The sequence below is a fragment of the Cedecea neteri genome (assembly GCF_000757825.1).
Taxonomy (GTDB): domain Bacteria; phylum Pseudomonadota; class Gammaproteobacteria; order Enterobacterales; family Enterobacteriaceae; genus Cedecea; species Cedecea selenatireducens.
In genome coordinates this window covers 2,171,046-2,188,675 of sequence record NZ_CP009451.1, presented here as the reverse complement: position 1 = coordinate 2,188,675, position 17,630 = coordinate 2,171,046, and the positions used below count along the sequence as shown (strand labels likewise).

The window sequence follows — 17,630 nt, the reverse complement described above, 5'->3', positions numbered from 1 at the left end:
TTGATTCTACCTGGAGTTTTTTAGATATCGGCGGCAAACGCGTTGGTCAGCCACTCTATTTCATTGCCGGTGAAAGCTAACACATCGAAACGGCAATCTACAGTATCAAAACTTTTGCCGCTGCCGCTAAGCCAAACCTGCGCGGCGTATAACAGACGCTGTTGTTTGCTGCGGGTGACGCTGGCGGCTGCACCGCCAAACTTATCGTTACGCCGAAAGCGCACCTCTACGAAGACGATAACCTGCTGCTGTTTCATTATGAGGTCGATTTCGCCGCCGCGAACATGCACGTTCGCCGCAACGAAGCGCAGTCCCTTGCGCTCGAGGTAGCGGCGCGCCTGCTGTTCATAGCGCGCGCCGCGTTGCTGGCGGTTCAGGATACCGGGACTATCTGGCCCTGACTGAACTGCAGCCAATTTAATTTCCTGTTGATGACGCAGTCCTGGCTGGCGGTCAGTTGCCCGGTGTTGCCGTTCACCTGGTAACCCGGCACCTGGCGTATCTGGGAGAAATGGCTTGCCAGCGTCCAGGCATCCACGCCCATCGCATACAGGCGCGCCAGCGAGTAGTCATTATTGACGCTGCGTAACGCCTGCTGCATCAGCTGCGGATTTCCACCGGAAAGCATCGGGATTTCGCTAAACTGCAATCCTTCCATTTCCAGACGATAGTCCGGGCCGTTAACGCCCTGCGAGCTGCGCGAGCTGGCATACAGCTGAGCGCTGCTGCGGCTACCGGTACGCATCGCAATCATCGGTTTAATCAGAGCAACTTCTTCTGCGGTGGCAATGATATATACCGCGTCGACGTTGCCGCTGCTGCCTGCGGTGATTTGTGCGTCGGTCGGTGCCGCTGGAATTGTAAGCCCGCCGATGGTCACGCCCGGAGGCGTATTGGACGGTGTGTTCACCGGCGTGCCGGTTAAGGCGATGCCGGAGCCGCTGTTAATCCCGCGCTTCAGATCGCTGATTGAGCCAAATTTCTGCTGCAGCACCAGGTTGCCACCCAGCTTCTGCCATTCGGTGGCAAAGGCTTTCGCTACGCGGTCGCCCAGGGCATTGGCTGGAATCAGCATCAATGGATTACGGTGGTTTTGCTGCCAGATGTGGTCTGCGGCGTCGCGGGCTTCATCTTCCGGAGAAAGCGCGAAGTAGCAGATGTTTGGTCGGTTCTGGACGTTTTCTGGCTGGTTGAGCGCCAAAATATTCAGCGGGCTGTTGGTGCTGGCTAGCTGATCGACATTGTTTTTCAGCAGTGGGCCGACGACAAGCGTGGCGCCGTCCTGCTGTGCCTGAGCCAGAACCTGTGAGAGCGGCTGGCTGCTGGTGTCGTAAATTTTAATTTCTGAAGCCGGGCTCGCTGCAACGGCTGGCGCAGTCTGTGCATCAGGCTGCGCGGCTGGCGTTGCCGTTTGTGGTGTCGCGGCCTGTGCTTTTTGGTCAGTCAGGTCACTGACGGACGCGCTTGCCGGACTCACGGCTGCATTCGGGTCTACCTGCGCTTGAGGTTGCTCCTGCGGCGGGGAAACCTGCTGCTGTGCATTCGGGTCTACAGGCGGTGCGGCTGACTGCACGGCGGTAACCGGCGCAACGCCGTTATTTTTTGCCGCTTCAAAACCTTGTTCAATGGCGCGACCAAACACCGCTGCCTGGCCGTTTAACGGCAGCAGAAGGGCGATTTTACCGGTTGAGGCCGGCTTGAAGTTTTGTACGTTCACCAACTGGGTTGGCAGCGTTTTCGAGCCTGGGTTGTTCGGGTAACGCGTTTGCCAGTCCTGAATGCCAGCTTTCAGCATGTTTGGATCGTTACGGTTATCGCTCCAGACGTGCTGCAGATCCAGCCAACCTTGCAGGGTATTTTCGTCGGCATTAATCACCAGGCTGTTCATTTGTTCTGGGGAGAACTGCGACAAAACCTGCCAGGTGCCATCAATGTTTTTCTGATGGACATCACCTTTCAGCAGCGGTTCCTGAGCAATGTAGGCGCGCAGCAGGGCTAAAGAAGGGCGTCCCTGGGAAGCGTCAATCACGGCCTGGTAGTAGCGACTCTGTTGGCCCTTGTCGAGTGCGCTCGGGTCAATTTTTTCCAGCAGGGCAGAGGCGGCGCTGAAGTCTTTCTGCGCAATCTTCACTTCCGGCACCAGCAACTGCTGTTCACGAGCTTGCGCATCGTTGAGTTGCTGAGGCAGTTGGTTATACAACGCAACGGCCTGCTGAGGTTTACCCTCTTTTAGCAGGGAACGAATGGCGAGTAATTGCCAGTTGGTCTTGCTATCATCTGCACTTTGCTGCATTTGCTGCAGATAGTAAGCGGACCCGGCGGTGGTCTCGCCCTGCAGCAGCGTTGCGGACTGATCCGGTGCTTGAGTTGAACAGCCGGCAAAAATCAGCGCCGCGAGCAACACAGGCAGGCAGCGCCCGGCTTTCGAACGATTCAAGGTTGAGGGTAGCATTCTGTATCCAGTGGTTTTTATATCCCAATGTACAATATTAAATCGGCAATACGGATGAGACAATGAAACAACACGAAACGGCGGCGATTTCAGCCAGTACGCTCTACATCGTTCCGACGCCTATCGGCAATCTCGGGGACATCACACAGCGGGCCCTCTCGGTGTTGCAAAGCGTTGATCTGATTGCCGCAGAAGATACTCGCCATACCGGCCTTTTGCTGCAGCATTTTGCGATTAATGCGCGACTCTTCGCACTTCACGATCACAATGAGCAACAAAAAGCCGAAACGTTAGTGGCAAAACTGAAGGAAGGCCAAAGCATCGCGCTGGTGTCCGACGCCGGTACGCCGCTGATTAACGATCCGGGTTATCACCTGGTGCGCACCTGTCGCGAAGCAGGCATTCGCGTTGTGCCTTTGCCTGGCCCGTGCGCCGCCATCGCAGCGCTCAGCGCGGCGGGTTTACCGTCCGACCGCTTCTGCTACGAAGGTTTTCTGCCTGCAAAATCAAAAGGCCGCCGCGATGCGCTTAAGGCCATTGAGCAGGAGCCAAGAACGCTAATTTTCTATGAATCAACCCACCGCCTGCTGGATAGCCTCGAAGATATCTGTGCGGTGCTGGGCGAATCCCGCTACGTGGTGCTGGCGCGCGAGCTGACCAAAACCTGGGAGTCGATTCACGGTGCACCCGTCGGCGAACTGCTGGCATGGGTAAAGGAAGATGAAAATCGCCGTAAAGGCGAAATGGTGCTGATTGTTGAGGGCTTTAAAGCCCAAAGCGATGACGAGCTGCCGGCCGAAGCGCTGCGTACGCTTGCATTGTTGCAAACAGAATTACCGCTGAAAAAAGCCGCTGCGCTGGCTGCCGAAATCCACGGCGTGAAGAAAAATGCTTTGTATAAACATGCTTTAGAAAACAGCGAGAAATAGTTTTCTCGAGCCGTCTCCTGGTTTTCACATCGCAACGCGGTTAGTGTTTAAAAAACGAACTCCCTGGTGTTAATTTGTGCATGACTGAATGACTTTAAGGGAGTTAAAGTTTATGCCGGTATTGATACCAGGAGATTCGAGGATGGTTGTTTACCCCATCAGCTACAGCCCTGCAGCATTAGAAAGAGCATTCGATATTTCTGGAACCACGGAAATTCTGGGTGAACCCGCTTTATTCGTTTTTCGCAAAGATAAAACTGCGGCGGCGATTATCTATGCCGAGCCCACTCTTGATGACAACAACGAACTTCGCCATCTGGTTGTGGCTAAGTTGGATCTTATCCCTCGCAAAAGCACCAGGCAGGAAGAATCTATTGTTGCCGTGAAGCGTTACTGGGAAGCGAAAGCCGTGACTCAGGTTGAGGGTGTGGTTGTCGACAGCCCGGCACGTGATACGCGAGTCGCAACCACGCTTTATGAGCACCTTATCCTGGAGAAGAATCTGATCCTGATGAGCGATCATGAGCAGTACGCAGGGGGGCAGGGAATTTGGCGGCGTATTGCCCGTTCATCGAAGCAAGTTAAGGTGTATGTGCTGGATACCGAGAGTGGTCACTTCTATCCCTATGATGGGGAGCGTGTCAGCTATGACGGAGAAAGCATTCCAGAGTCGGAGATTTGGAGCCTGTCTCCTGATGAATCTCGTCATGGTATTGTGCTGGTGGCAGAAAAATCTTGCGAATAACAACATGAATAAGGCCCGTGATATGGGAGCAGTCCATACCTTCGGGCCTTATAACGTTATTAGTTTACCGGCGTGGCCTCAATCACCAGCGTTTCCAAAGGCTTCAGCGTCACAATCAGCGGCTTACCGTAGTCGTTGGCCAGCGTCTCGTTCTTGCCGTAAACCTGCTTCAGCGTAAAGCTCGTGGCCTCACCGTTCGGAATTTCAAAGCTCTTATTCAGGTCGAGATAGTAGCTTTGCGGCTTATCCGACGGGTTGCGCAGGCCTAAAATTGCCTTTTCTTTACTCCACGATGCCCAGCCGTAAACCTCGAGCTGCGTTGGGTCGCCGCCAATCCAGTGGCTGTCGACCAGCACGCTGCTGTTTGCCCGTGACCATTTCGCCGCGTCGGCGAGCGTGTCCCATTTGCTGCTGTTCAGCATTGACGGCGTAATATACAGCTCCTGCAGCTGAGTGCCGGTGGCAAAGTAGCTCCATGCCTGATCCGCAAAGTCCCGATCCGTCTGTACTTTTTCCAGCCCAAAGTACGCGTGCTCGGCGCTGACGATACCGTGGTACATCAGCGAGTTAATCGGGAACAGCGGCCCTTTACGCACAATCGAACGATAAGTCTCTGCATCACGATAGGTTATCCACTGCTGCACCGGAGAGCCTTTGCCGTAGACGTTGATGTCATCGCCCTGACGCCAGATAGAGTCGGCGTAGAATAGCCAGGACGGGCTGGCGTCGGTGCCGGTGGTCAGGTTGATAAACAGGTCTTTGTTGGCGGCCCGCATGTTCCTGATTAACTCGATGGAGGCATCAAAGTCCGAGGCGTACGGGCTGCCTTTGATATAGGAGTTCGCGTTGCCCATGCCGTCGAGCTTAAACGAAGTGATATGTTCGTTTTTAATAAGCCCGATGATTTGCTGATTAAAATTGCGGAAATAGTTTGGGCCTGAGAGCGCAAACTTGCCGTCTACGGTTTCAAAACCGTTCTCTTTGGCGTGTGAAACGCGCACGTCGCGCGGTTTGTTGTAGCCCCCCCACGGCGAGAGCCACAGGCCGACTGAAGTATGCAGGCTGTCGGCTTTTTCTTTGATGGCACCAAAGCCGTGCTTAAACGCCGGGCCAAACAGCCATTTTCCGGTTAAATCATCCCAGCCATCATCCAGCAGGAAGCCGTCGAGATTCACGCCCCGCTTGCTTATCAGCTCGCTGGCGTATTCATCCATGCGCGTCAGCACGTCTTTTTCGGTGTAGGGCGTAAAGAAACCGATGTCCATCCAGCTGTTGTAATGCAGATAGGGCTGATAAGGGCGTGGACGCATGGCGTTGATAAACTGGTTAAAGCTGCGGCGGAGCTGGTCGGTTGCTTCAAACGTTCCGAAGTAGACCGTATAGGTCACCGGCGCGTCGGTTTTAATCGGCGTTTTGAGTCCGACGTTCAGGTTGGTGGTGGTTTCGTAAGCGTAGGTATTCACAATCGGCTTTTGCGGCAGCATATAGAAGCTGTCCGCGACGATCGGGGAGCTGTTGATGGCACCGTTAACATAAGGTGCCTGAGCCTGGCCTTTGGTCGGGAAGAAGGTAATTTTTGCGACATCGCGAGGCTGGCCTTTTGCCTGGAGCGTATAGTCCACCGCCGCATATTTCCCCTTAAGCAGCTTCAGGGTCACGTTGACCGAGAAGTCGTCCCGTTCGTAATCAATCTGAATGGCGTCTGCGGTTTTGCTGACGTTTTTGATTTTAAAGTCGGCGGTATGGAGAACCTTTTCATCCGGTAGCGTCAGGAAAAACAGCTCGATGGGCGCCAGTTTATGGTCGGAAAGCCGGTCTTTAATCACCGCTGCCGAACCTGAATCGTCGAAAGAGACGGCAAGGTTATCGTTTTCCAACTGGTACTGTGCGGCCATCGCCACGTGACTTAGCAACATCATCAGTAGAGAGCTTTTTATTATTGTCTTCATCAGAGGTCCTTACGGGAGTGAGTTACAGGGCTGCTTCTGATTCCGGCAGCAATTTATTAGCCGATCCGCATACCGCGACTTTGCTGCGCACAACCTCTTTCATCGCATCCATGCCGACGCGCATGTAATAACGCGGATCGTTGCCTTCCGGGTTGTCGCCAAACCATCTTTTCACCGCGGCGGCGAAGGCGATTTTTAGTTCCGTTGCCACGTTTACTTTGCAGACGCCAAGCTCGATGGCGCGACGCACAAACTCGTCCGGGACGTCGCTGGCGCCGTGGAGCACCAGCGGCACGCTGACGACTTCGCGGATTTCGCCCAGCCGTTTGAAGTCTATTTTCGGGCGTTTGGTATACAGCCCGTGAGCGGTACCGATGGCGACCGCCAGGCTGTCGACGCCGGTGAGTTCAACAAAGCGGCGCGCTTCTTGCGGATCGGTGAGGAAAGCGCTCTCCTCGTCCACGTCCATGTCGTCCTCCACGCCGCCGAGACGGCCCAGTTCGGCCTCGACGCTGCAGTCGTTACGGTGGCAAAAGTCGACCACCGATCTCACCAGCTGCACGTTTTCTGCAAACGGGAAGTGGCTGCCGTCAATCATGGCGCTGCGCACGCCAGCGTTAACTTTGCGGCTGATATCTGCGAGGCTTTCATGGTGATCAAGATGCAGAGCCAGCGGCATGCCGTAGCTTTCTGAATAGGCATGGCACAGGGCGTAAATCTCTTCAAAAGCAATGTGTTTAAACGTTCCGGGCGTACCGGCAAGGATCACCGGGGAATGCATCTCTTTGCAGACTTCAAGGATCGCCTGGATGGTTTCGGCATTGTGGATATTAAAAGCCGGTACCGCATAGCCTCTGGCCTGTGCGTCCTGAAGCAGATACTTCGTCGAAATAATGCTCATGATGAACCTCTCAGCCTTTCCAGGGATGAATGACGACGCCTTTTACCACGCGGTTTACCGTGCCGCTGGTGGAAGGTGTGTCTGGCGTAATGCCTGCTTTAACGGACGAGGTGAGTGCGAAAATCTGCGCATACATCAGGAAGCAGAACGCCTGCTCAACGTCGAGGAACGTGCGGTCGGCCTCGGGCAGCAGAATGTGCGGGCCAGCTTCGATTTCCGGGCTGGTTGCTGCCGAAATGGCGATCGTCTGCATTGCCAGGCTGTCTCGTCGCAGCTCTGCCAGCAGATCCAGATCGTACTGACGGGTGTACGGATCGCTGGAAACCAGCACGATCGCCAGCGTTTCGTTATTCACCAGGGATTTGGGGCCATGCCTGAAGCCGGTCGGCGTGTCGTAAAACGCCGCCAGCTTGCCCGCCGTGAGTTCCAGCACCTTGAGCGAGGCTTCCCGTGCCACGCCCTGCAGGCCACCACTGCCAAGGTAGACCACGCGCTTGTAGGGAAGGGCACCAAATGGGCTCTCGCTGAAATCCCCGTGAGAATGAATTATCTGCGCGCAGCGGTGCGCTACGTCCTGGAACGATCGGGTGTTGATTATCTCCGGCGCGAAGACCGCAAGGCAGCTTGCCATCATGGTGGTGATGCTGCTCGTCATGGCAAAGCCGCGATCGTGAGTTTCCGCAGGCATGAGCAGCGGCAATGAACGGCTGTCTTCCAGCGCGCTGCGATAGAGGCTGCCGCCTTCGTTACAGGTGATGGTCAGATGATGGCAGGATTTAACGAGCTGATTGGCAAGATCCACCGCTGCCACACTCTCCGGGCTGTTGCCGGAGCGGGCGAAGGATACCAGCAACGTTGGCTGTTCCGGGGTGAGATAGTCCAGTGGATTTGTCACCAGGTCGGTGGTCGGGACGGCAACGAACTGTTTGCCGGTGTGGCGAGAAAGCCAGGGCGCAATGATGTCGCCGATAAAGGCCGAGGTTCCCGCGCCGGTAAGAATAATTTTCAGCTTATCGTCGGCGAGCAGTGGAGACAGGAAGGCGGTGATGCGATCGCGAGTTCGATCGATCTGCTGTAGCGAGCGGATCCAGCTGGCTGGCTGTTGGCGAATCTCTCTTTCGGTCCAGGTGGAAGTGCTGCGGCCTGCGGCAACGGAGGTTTCACTCATGACTAAGTCCTTAGCATTGCAGAGTCAGGTGTCATGCTGGATCGCATGGCGACCTTTCGTTTTATTTCATTTAAAGGTTGTTAGTGCTTAAAGGAAATGTATAGAAAGGTTTTGATAAGATCAATACGTATAAAAGAAATAAAACGAAAACCATGGCGCCGATCGTCATTTTTATATTAATTAAATGATTTAAAAAGATATTTTTTGATGTTAAAGCGTTATGGAAAAGAAAAGGAAAGGTCTGCGGCGGAGCAGGCCGCAGGCCAAAATGATGCATAACGAAAGCAGCAGAGGAGGCCGCTTTCATTAAACGGGGGGCGAAACTGGAGAGGGGCTACCCGGTCATTTGCTTCAGATACCTTCTTCGCTGGCTTCCGTGGCTCGGTGGCGAGCCATCTCGTCGACCAGGCTTGTCAGGCCACGATGGCCGCACTCCAGCGCCATCTGGCGAAACTCGCAGCTGTTTAAGCCTTCTCGCTCCAGCACCATTTCAAGCAGTAGCTGGAGGTTGATGCCCGTGACTACCTCGCGTTCTGGTTTCTCGAGCGCCAGCGTTGAGGCGACCCTGAACGGCGTTCCTCCTAAAAGGTCCGTGAGAAAGACCAGCCCTTCGCGTTCATCAAGCTGGCCTATAGCCGCTTGAAATTGTTCAGTAAGCCTCGCCGTGGAGGAGGTTTCCGGGAAGTCGATGGCGATAATCTGCGGCTGCTCGCCGAGGATCTGTTTCATCGCCTGCTCCAGGCCGCTGGCAAAGCCTCCATGGCCGCTCAAAATGATGCTTAACATCTGCTTTTCTCCTGACTATAAGAAGTGAAGAAACTCCCCAACAACGGCCAAAACGACGGTAATACAAATCAGGCGCAGAGGGCTCCAGCCGCGGCGCACCAGGGCGTACATCGCCAGGGTATAAACCAGCGGAAGAAACGCCGGCATCAGCTTATCGATGACGTCAGACTGCAGCTTAACCACCGCATCACCGGCGGTAATTTCGAGCGTAGTAGACAGCCGGACATAGGTTGCAACGAGGGCACCGATGACCGTCATCCCGACGATGGAGGCGGCGTGCCCTACCTTGCGGGTGTTCGCCTTAATCAGCGGAATAGCCGCAACCCCCATTCGATAAGCATAGTGCGCCAGCCCAAAACGCAGGCCCAAATGCACCACGTTGAACAGCACGATAAACACGATAGCGCCGAGGATGGAGCCCTGCAGCGCCAGGCTGGCGCCTATGCCACCGCATATCGGCAGCAGCGTCAGCCAGAACATTGCATCCCCGATGCCGCCAAGCGGCGCGCCAACGGCGATTTTTGTGCTCTGAATGCTGTTCACGTCCTGCTTTGAGCGTTCCATTGCCAGAATAATGCCGATAACAAAGGTGACCAGGAACGGGTGGGTATTGAAGAACCCCATATGCCCCTGCATGGCCCGCGCCAGATCGCGTTTGTTGGTGTGGATCTTTTTCAGGGCGGGCAGCAGGCCATACAGCCAGCCGCAGGCCTGCATGCGCTCGTAGTTAAACGAGGCCTGCAGCAGCATTGAGCGCCACGCTACGCGGTTAATGTCTTTCCGCGTTAGCTCCGCTCCAATATTCTGATCTTCATAGATATTGTCGTTACCGTTGGTGATGACGGTTTCAGGCTCTGCGGCCTGAGAAAGGATTTGGGTATCAGATGCCATCTTCGAATTCCTCTTGCTTAGCGCGAGCGGGTTGCGGCGGAGTCGGGTCTTTGCGCAGTAAATCCATCAGCGCCAGCGCCAGCGCTGCGGCAGCAATCGCCAGCACCGGCAGCTTCAGCCAGGCCGCGCCCACAAAGCCGATAATGAAGTAGGGGATGTAGACGTTTTTCATCATGATTTTCAGCAGCACGGCAAAACCGATAGCCGGCATGATGCCCCCGGCAACGCCAAGCCCGTCGATGAGCCGCGCGGGCAGCATATCAATGGCCGTTTTGGCATGATCGGCGCCGAAGTAAATCGGCAAGAAAGCGCACAGAAAATAGAAGATACCGAGCGTGAGCATCGCCAGATAGTTGATGCGTTCGATGCCTCTGGTATCGGCGTTAGCCGCCATGCGGTCGGCTCGCGCCATCACGCCGGACATCACGGAGAACAGGAAGGTGATGCCCATCTGTACCGCAACCGCGAAAGGCACCGCGACCCCGACGGCAACTTCTGGCTTCACGCCGGTGCCGATCGCGAAAGCGGTGCCGACGATAGTGCCGATAATCACGTTCGGCGGCTGGGCTCCGGCGAGGGGGGCCAGACCCATCCACACCAGCTCCAGCGTGCCGCCGGTGAGAATGCCGGTGTGGAGATCGCCGAGAATGAGGCCAACCAGCGGGCCAAGGACAACGGGGCGGTGCATATGGGTCAGGCCGTTGAACATGTCCAGACCGGCAATAAAGGCCAGCAGGCCCAGCGCTATCGCTTGCAGTAAGCTGATTTCCATAGCAAATACCTCAGAGAAGTTTATAAAGATCCTGAGCTGATTCCGTCGGCACGCCCTGGACAAAACACTCTACGCCGGCCTGTTTCAGCCCGGAAAAGGCGGCAATGTCCTGTTCGTCGACCGACACGGTTTTGGCGACCTGCTTCTTACCTTCGACATAGTGCATGTTGCCAACGTTGATGCGTTTTACCGGCACGCTGCCGTTCACCAGGGTGAGGAAGTCCTGAGGGTTTTTGCAGACCAGCAGGATCTTCTGGCGGTCGGCCGCGCGGTGGATGTTGTCGATGACTTTTTGCAGCGGCCAGAAACGCACGGCGATCCCTTCCGCCAGCACCATCTCCATCAGGTTTTGCTGTATAGGGTCTTCCGCTACCTCATCATTGGCGACCAGCACCAGGTTAGCGCCGGAAAATCCGACCCACTGCACGCCAACCTGGCCGTGGATAAGGCGCTCATCAATGCGGCTTAAGACAATATTTGGCATGTTATTTCCCTTATTATCATTGTGTTAATGAGAAGATGGCTCACCGTGACAGGCCGCGTGATACTGACGCAGCACATCCTGAATATGGTCGATAATCAGCTCGTGAGGGCTGGCGGCCAGCTGTGCTTCGCGCACTCTGGCGTACTGAAGCGGCAGATACTGGCTGATTAACGGCAGCGGAAGGGGTTCATGGGCCAGGTTTTTGACCAGCACATCGTAAGCGTCGTCGATGTCGCGATCCGGCCAGTAATAGCGCACCCGATCCGAGTAGCTGTAGCCGCGCGCCAGACGCAGCGCATCTCCATTGCCGTGATAGTGCTGCTGCCAGTGTTCCGGATGGTCGAGCATCACGCTTTCCAGCACGTCCCTTAGCCCGGAACATTTGTGGGCCGGAAGCAGTTCTCGTTCGATGGCCGACAGCGAGAAAAGCGCTTCACGCAGGGCGAAGGTCAGCGCCGGGCCTACTTTCAGTATTGCAAAGTGATCCTCTACCAGCTGGCGTAGCGCCTGCGTTGTCTGGTAATCCGTCGAGTGCGCTTCAAACACCATGGTCTGTGACGCTTCGATCATTTTGCTTAACGCGCGAGATTTTTCCGGCTGGTAGTCAATCACCCGGGTGTGGTCAAACTCGACGCCCGGCTGAACAACAAGGCCAATAATTCGGGGCCAGATAGCGCTGAGGCCTTGTTCAGAGAAGGCGTTGCGATGCGCTTCCAGCGTGGCATTGGCCGCCTGTGGCGTGGTGACGGCCAGCTCGGCAAGGGTTTCATGCGCACCGCCGGGAACCGGCACCTCTGTGCCGATGATGTATACCAGGTCGGCTTGACCAAAGTGGTCGATGCAGGTTTGTTCGGCAATGGTAGCTAACCTCGCTGCACGTGCGGCAACGATATCGTCAGTGAGCGGTACCGGGTCGCCCGCGCAGGACATGCTGCAGTCGAGGTGTATTTTCTTGAAACCTGCGGCCACATAGCTGCGAATCAGCTCTTCGGCATGAGACATCGCCTCTTCTGCAGGCCGGGTTTGCCAGCGGTTTGGGCCAAGGTGATCGCCGCCGAGAATCAGGTTAGCGTGGGGGAAGCGATGCTGTTCGGCCAGTTGGTAGACGAAGCCGCAGAAGTCCGCCGGCGTCATCCCCGTATAGCCGCCGTACTGATCGACCTGGTTAGAAGTAGCTTCGATAAGCAGGCTGGTTCCGGCCTCACGGGCATGGCGCATAGCCGCCTCAAGCACCAGCGGATGTGCAGAACATACGGCAAAGATCCCGCATTGGTTGTTCCGTTTATGGCTAGCGACAAATTCGGTCAACTGTTTCACTTTCCTCTCCACGGCGATGGGTTAAAACATTTTCTTTCGATTCATTTCATTTAATCGTGCCTGAATGGCGTTTGAGAATAAAAAGAAAGATACTGGAATTGAGATCTGTTTCGCAAAAGAAACATAATGAAAGGTTGATGAGGGAAAAAAGCACCGTTTGAGCGCAGATTCCTGGGGGTTGCTTTCTGCTAAAAGAAAGGTGTTAATAGGCAAATAGAAATGAAACGAAAGATATATTGAAAGGTTACCCTATGAGCAACAGCGATACCGCAACGGACAAACGTATTCCGGGTACCAGCGAAAGACGCGAGCAAATTATTCAACGCCTTCGCCAGCAGGGAAGCGTACAGGTTAATGATTTATCTTCTTTTTTTGGCGTCTCTACCGTCACTATTCGCAACGATCTGGCTTTCCTGGAGAAGCAAGGCATTGCCGTTCGTGCCTACGGTGGGGCACTGATTTGTGAACCCGGCAGCGCGGTGGCTGAACCTTCGGTGGAGGATAAAAGCTCGCTGAATAAGTCACTGAAGCGCAGCATTGCGCGGGTCGCAGCCGATCTTATTAATCCCGGTGACAAGGTGATTCTGGACTCCGGCACCACGACGTATGAAATCGCCCGTCTTATGCGCCAGCATAAAGAAGTGATTGCGATGACCAACGGCATCAACGTGGCTAACGCGCTGCTGGAAGCCGAAGGCGTCGAGGTGCTGATGACCGGCGGGCACCTGCGCCGTCAGTCGCTGTCGTTTTACGGCGATAGCGCTGAACAGTCGCTGCAAAACTTCCATTTCGATATGCTTTTCCTCGGCGTGGATGCCATCGATCCAGAGCGCGGCGTGAGCACCCATAACGAGGACGAGGCCCGGCTTAACCGTAAAATGTGTGAAGTCGCCGAACGGATTATTGTGGTCACGGATTCCAGCAAATTTAACCGCTCCAGCCTGCATAAAATCATCGATACCCAGCGTATTCACCGGGTGATTACCGATAAAGGTATTCCGGCGGAAAGCCTGAGCGCGCTGCGTAAAAGCGGTATTGATGTTGTGCTTGTCGGCGACTAGCTTTTCGTTTCTGGCGGGCCCGCGTGACAGGGAGGGTGAAACCCTCTATACTGCGCGCCGAAGCTGACCAGACAGTCGCCGCTTCGTCGTCGTCCTCTTCGGGGGAGACGGACGGAGGGGAGGAAAGTCCGGGCTCCATAGGGCAGGGTGCCAGGTAACGCCTGGGGGGGAAACCCACGACCAGTGCAACAGAGAGCAAACCGCCGATGGCCCGCGCAAGCGGGATCAGGTAAGGGTGAAAGGGTGCGGTAAGAGCGCACCGCGCGGCTGGTAACAGTCCGTGGCACGGTAAACTCCACCCGGAGCAAGGCCAAATAGGGGTTCACATGGTACGGCCCGTACTGAACCCGGGTAGGCTGCTTGAGCCAGTGAGCGATTGCTGGCCTAGATGAATGACTGTCCACGACAGAACCCGGCTTATCGGTCAGCTTCAACCATTCAGAAACGCCCCGCAAGATGAAAGTTTTGCGGGGCGTTTTGCATTTTAGAAAAGAAGAAGATGAATGACTGTCCACGACGCTATTCATGGAAAGAAAGCGGCTTATCGGTCAGCTTCAACCATTCAGAAACGCCCCGCAAGATGAAAGTTTTGCGGGGTGTTTTGCATTCAGAAACAATAAGATGAATGACTGTCCACGACGCTATTCATGGAAAGAAAGCGGCTTATCGGTCAGCTTCAACCATTCAGAAACGCCCCGCAAGATGAAAGTTTTGCGGGGTGTTTTACTTTTAAAAAGATTATTTCAGCGTTTTGAGCATACAGATATCGCAGCTGTTGTGGCCGGTGTTGCCGAGGCTACCGTCCAGATGTTGGAAACCGAATGCTTCGGCCTGCTCTATCGCCAGCGCCGGATCGTGCAGGCTTACGCCTTCGATATGATCGATTTTGTTATCGCGGAAGGTTTTACGGATAACGTCGGCGATAGCCAGGTTATCGTCAGGGCGTATTGGCCGGATCCGGACATGAAGATCCCGCTGGCAGCGGGCATTAGCCAGCGCACGGGTCAGAGATTTGGCTGACTGAAGACAAAGGGAGAAGAGATGAAGCACAGGGAGCCTGATGCTGCTGACAGAAAAATAGCGATCGGCACGATCGCCGTGGTGTTGATCTTTGATGTGCTGGTCGCTCTGGGATCGCTTTAATCGACAGGCGGTAAACTGGTGTGCTTCGGCATGTATTTGCCATAATGGGCATCAAGTTTCACGGCGGCGAATAATCATGATCAAATCCCTGTATATCGACAACTATCGTTCGGTGCGCAAGCTTTCTATTGATTTAGGAAGGCTGAACGTGGTGTTTGGGCCGAACGGATGCGGTAAATCGAACATCTATAAGGCGATTCATCTGATCCACGGGGCGGGTACCGGGCAGCTGTCCCACTGGCTTTCCGACGAAGGTGGGATCCAGAAGGCCATGTGGGCCGGCGATAGAGCCCGAGGCTACGCCAGCGCGCCGCGCAGGTTAACGCTGGCGGTAGAAACCGAAACGTTTGAATATGAGCTGCAGGTTGGGTTTCCCGAACCGCTTCCGTACCCGACGATGTTTGGCCTCGATCCTATCGTCAAAGAGGAGCAAATCTGGCTCAGTGGCTATCGGCGCCGCCCATCGTCATCGGTAATGCAGCGCCGTAATCAGACGGTTTTCCTCAATAACGTCAACGGCGAAAAGGTCACCCATGCCGCCACGCTGTATGAAAATGAGTCCCTCTTTGGCCAGCTTGGCGAGCCGCATCTGTACCCGGAAGTTTCAAGTGCCAGGGAGACGTTGCGAAACTGGCGCTTTTACCACGAGTTCGACATTTCCAAAGGGGCAGGGCTCAGATTGCCTCAGGTGGGTTACCGCAGCCCGGTGCTTTCCGGCGATGGTTTAAACCTGGCCGCCGCGTTTCAGACGATCGTTGAGATTGGCGACAGCGAGCTGATGTTTACCGTGCTGGATGAGGCCTTCCCGGAGTGTAGGTTTTTCTGCGATAACACCGGCGGGCGCTTCCAGATGATGATGAACCGACTGGGGATTAACCGGCCTCTGGAGGCCGCTGAATTTTCTGATGGAACGCTGCGTTTTCTGTGCCTGACGGTGGCGCTGCTTAGCCCGAGGCCTCCGCAGTTTATCGCTCTCAATGAACCTGAAAACAGCCTACATCCACAAATGCTTCCGGCGCTGGCGCGGCTGATAGCCGAGGCGAGTCGTTACACGCAAATCTGGCTGACCAGCCACTCGCCGGAGCTGGCTAAGCTCATTGAAAAGCACACGGCATTTACATTGTATGAGCTGGGGATTGAGCAGGGCGAGACGCGGGTAAACCGGCTTTTATGAGCCGTTCTGTGCCTCAGCGCCTGCTTTGGTGAAATCTGCTTTGCGGTAACCTGGCTGCAACAATAATCAGAGAGATATGCTAAAAGCGGCTAACCGTGTGAACTTCATCATTTTTGTCTCTGGCCTGCTTAACAAGCCATTCACTGCATTTTTTGCGCTACTTCACACCGATGGCGAAAAGGTGAATTTGCCTTGAAAAATCTGATGTATAAAAATCAATATAAAACAACGTGATACTTATTTTTAATACCTCCGGGTAATTAATTATTCCCCTAACTGGCTGATGAGAAGTAAAAAACAACATAATTTCATGCTTACAGGAGAATAATTTTCTCTTTGGCGTCTTTTTATCCTGCATAGTTGCAAGTTTTTTCTCTCTTTAGCGCGCTATCATTGTTTTATTATAAAAAAGACCTGCCAATTGTTCGCCCCGGTATCTCATCGCCCGGGGAATTATTGCTTTATTTAAAATAACGATTAAATCCTACATTAAGAGAAATATTAAATGGAAACAATAATCGCCCCTCTGGCGACCTCACCGGCTGCTCGTCGTGCCGGAATGACCGAACGTGAATGGCAGGATGCAATAAAGCTGGATAGTAACGACATTGGCTGGATAATAATGAGTATTGGTATGGCAATTGGTGCGGGGATCGTTTTTTTACCCGTTCAGGTTGGATTAATGGGATTGTGGGTTTTCCTGCTTTCTTCCATTGTAGGTTACCCCGCGATGTATTTATTCCAGCGGTTGTTTATTAATACCCTTGCCGAATCCCCGGAATGTAAAGACTACCCAAGCGTGATCAGCGGTTATCTTGGGAAAAACTGGGGGGTATTGTTAGGGGCGCTTTATTTCATTATGTTGGTTATCTGGATGTTTGTTTACGCTACCGCCATTACTAATGACAGCGCTTCTTATCTGCATACCTTTGGCGTAACGGACGAGTTACTTTCAGATAACCCATTTTATGGCCTGATACTGATTTGCGTGCTGGTGGCGATATCTTCACGCGGTGAGCGGCTGCTGTTTAAAGTTTCCAGCTTGATGGTGATGACTAAACTTCTGGTTGTGGCGGCGCTGGGTGTATCAATGATTGGCCTTTGGCATCTCTATAACGCGGGTTCGTTGCCTCCGCTGGGGTTGCTTATCAAGAATGCCATCATCACGCTGCCCTTTACCCTGACTTCTATTCTGTTTATTCAGACGCTGAGCCCGATGGTTATCTCGTACAGATCGCGAGAAAAATCTCGTGAGGTCGCTCGCCATAAAGCATTACGAGCGATGAATATTGCCTTTGGGATTTTGTTTGTCACGGTATTTTTCTATGCGGTGTCGTTTACTTTGGCGATGGGGCACGATGAAGCGGTAAAAGCCTATGAACAAAATATTTCAGCATTAGCGATTGCCGCCCAGTTTATTAATGGCGGGTCTGGTTCATGGGTTACTGTCGTCGGCGTTATATTAAATATTTTTGCGGTAATGACCGCATTCTTTGGGGTTTATCTCGGGTTTCGTGAAGCAACGCAGGGTATCGTGATTAATATATTACGCCGTAAAATTGCCGCTGAGAAAATTAATGAGCGACTGGTGCAATACGGCATTATGATCTTTGCAATTTTGCTTTCCTGGAGTGCGATTGTTCTGAATGCACCCGTGTTAAGTTTTACCTCAATATGTAGCCCAATATTTGGCATGGTCGGGTGTTTGATCCCTGCATGGCTGGTTTATAAAGTCCCGGCGCTGCATAAATATAAAGGGGTATCTCTGATTATTATTATTATTACCGGGCTATTGCTTTGTGTTTCTCCTTTCCTGGCGTTCTCCTGATGGCCTGGTTGCAGTAAGGACTTAAGGTAT

The 17,630-nt window shown here is 53.9% G+C and carries 16 protein-coding genes and 1 other RNA gene; 6 read left to right on the top strand and 11 right to left on the bottom strand.

Annotated elements, in window-relative coordinates; genetic code table 11:
• Positions 1 to 20 precede the first annotated feature (20 nt).
• Together JT31_RS10040 and JT31_RS10035 are read right to left on the bottom strand one after the other, a co-directional pair.
• Positions 21 to 416 carry a YraN family protein gene (locus JT31_RS10040; protein ID WP_038476303.1) on the bottom strand — a complete coding sequence of 132 codons (396 nt, stop codon included), beginning with the start codon at positions 414 to 416 and terminating at the stop codon, positions 21 to 23.
• A complete protein-coding gene (locus JT31_RS10035) occupies positions 374 to 2,452 on the bottom strand; it encodes a penicillin-binding protein activator (protein WP_038476300.1) in 2,079 nt (692 codons plus the stop codon). The genes JT31_RS10040 and JT31_RS10035 overlap by 43 nt, the downstream gene beginning before the upstream one ends.
• Positions 2,453 to 2,514: 62 nt before the next feature.
• Between JT31_RS10035 and rsmI the strand changes: the two genes are divergently transcribed.
• Together rsmI and JT31_RS10025 are read left to right on the top strand one after the other, a co-directional pair.
• Complete coding sequence (gene rsmI / locus JT31_RS10030) at positions 2,515 to 3,381, top strand: 16S rRNA (cytidine(1402)-2'-O)-methyltransferase (protein WP_038476298.1); 867 nt, start codon at positions 2,515 to 2,517, stop codon at positions 3,379 to 3,381.
• 142 nt (positions 3,382 to 3,523) lie between these two features.
• Positions 3,524 to 4,126: a hypothetical protein gene (locus JT31_RS10025; RefSeq protein WP_038476295.1), complete on the top strand. Its 603-nt coding sequence runs from the start codon at positions 3,524 to 3,526 to the stop codon at positions 4,124 to 4,126.
• A 59-nt stretch (positions 4,127 to 4,185) separates the two neighbouring features.
• Here the strand turns inward: JT31_RS10025 and JT31_RS10020 are convergent, their stop codons facing one another.
• The 8 genes from JT31_RS10020 to kbaZ form a co-directional block, all read right to left on the bottom strand.
• Positions 4,186 to 6,075, bottom strand: coding sequence for an enterotoxin (locus JT31_RS10020; protein ID WP_038476292.1), 1,890 nt, complete (start codon positions 6,073 to 6,075; stop codon positions 4,186 to 4,188).
• A gap of 22 nt (positions 6,076 to 6,097) precedes the next feature.
• On the bottom strand, positions 6,098 to 6,976 hold the full coding sequence (kbaY, locus tag JT31_RS10015; RefSeq protein WP_038476289.1) for a tagatose-bisphosphate aldolase subunit KbaY: 879 nt from the start codon (positions 6,974 to 6,976) through the stop codon (positions 6,098 to 6,100).
• 10 nt (positions 6,977 to 6,986) lie between these two features.
• Complete coding sequence (locus tag JT31_RS10010; protein WP_038476286.1) at positions 6,987 to 8,144, bottom strand: SIS domain-containing protein; 1,158 nt, start codon at positions 8,142 to 8,144, stop codon at positions 6,987 to 6,989.
• A gap of 351 nt (positions 8,145 to 8,495) precedes the next feature.
• Positions 8,496 to 8,930: a PTS galactosamine/N-acetylgalactosamine transporter subunit IIA gene (agaF, locus tag JT31_RS10000; protein ID WP_038476280.1), complete on the bottom strand. Its 435-nt coding sequence runs from the start codon at positions 8,928 to 8,930 to the stop codon at positions 8,496 to 8,498.
• A gap of 15 nt (positions 8,931 to 8,945) precedes the next feature.
• Entirely contained in the window at positions 8,946 to 9,821 is an 876-nt protein-coding gene (gene agaE, locus JT31_RS09995) for a PTS N-acetylgalactosamine transporter subunit IID (RefSeq protein WP_038476277.1), read from the bottom strand.
• Positions 9,811 to 10,593 carry a PTS N-acetylgalactosamine transporter subunit IIC gene (gene agaW, locus JT31_RS09990; RefSeq protein WP_038476274.1) on the bottom strand — a complete coding sequence of 261 codons (783 nt, stop codon included), beginning with the start codon at positions 10,591 to 10,593 and terminating at the stop codon, positions 9,811 to 9,813. Before agaW ends, agaE begins: the two co-directional genes overlap by 11 nt.
• Before the next feature lie 10 nt (positions 10,594 to 10,603).
• A complete protein-coding gene (gene agaV, locus JT31_RS09985; protein WP_038476271.1) occupies positions 10,604 to 11,077 on the bottom strand; it encodes a PTS N-acetylgalactosamine transporter subunit IIB in 474 nt (157 codons plus the stop codon).
• A gap of 24 nt (positions 11,078 to 11,101) precedes the next feature.
• Positions 11,102 to 12,394: a tagatose-bisphosphate aldolase subunit KbaZ gene (kbaZ, locus tag JT31_RS09980; protein WP_038476268.1), complete on the bottom strand. Its 1,293-nt coding sequence runs from the start codon at positions 12,392 to 12,394 to the stop codon at positions 11,102 to 11,104.
• 251 nt (positions 12,395 to 12,645) lie between these two features.
• On the opposite strand from kbaZ, the gene JT31_RS09975 reads away from it, so the two are divergent.
• Together JT31_RS09975 and rnpB are read left to right on the top strand one after the other, a co-directional pair.
• Positions 12,646 to 13,455 carry a DeoR family transcriptional regulator gene (locus JT31_RS09975; RefSeq protein ID WP_038476265.1) on the top strand — a complete coding sequence of 270 codons (810 nt, stop codon included), beginning with the start codon at positions 12,646 to 12,648 and terminating at the stop codon, positions 13,453 to 13,455.
• Between the two features lie 59 nt (positions 13,456 to 13,514).
• An RNA gene (rnpB, locus tag JT31_RS22840) (RNase P RNA component class A) lies at positions 13,515 to 13,891 on the top strand.
• Between the two features lie 302 nt (positions 13,892 to 14,193).
• Here the strand turns inward: rnpB and JT31_RS23505 are convergent.
• Complete coding sequence (locus tag JT31_RS23505) at positions 14,194 to 14,505, bottom strand: hypothetical protein (RefSeq protein ID WP_200882459.1); 312 nt, start codon at positions 14,503 to 14,505, stop codon at positions 14,194 to 14,196.
• 169 nt (positions 14,506 to 14,674) lie between these two features.
• Here JT31_RS23505 and JT31_RS09965 point away from each other — a divergent pair, with 169 nt between their 5' ends.
• Positions 14,675 to 15,772 (top strand): AAA family ATPase, encoded by a 1,098-nt coding sequence (locus JT31_RS09965; RefSeq protein WP_038476259.1) that lies wholly within the window; start codon positions 14,675 to 14,677, stop codon positions 15,770 to 15,772.
• 505 nt (positions 15,773 to 16,277) lie between these two features.
• On the top strand, positions 16,278 to 17,600 hold the full coding sequence (locus JT31_RS09960) for an amino acid permease (RefSeq protein ID WP_038476257.1): 1,323 nt from the start codon (positions 16,278 to 16,280) through the stop codon (positions 17,598 to 17,600).
• The last annotated feature ends 30 nt before the right edge of the window (positions 17,601 to 17,630 follow it).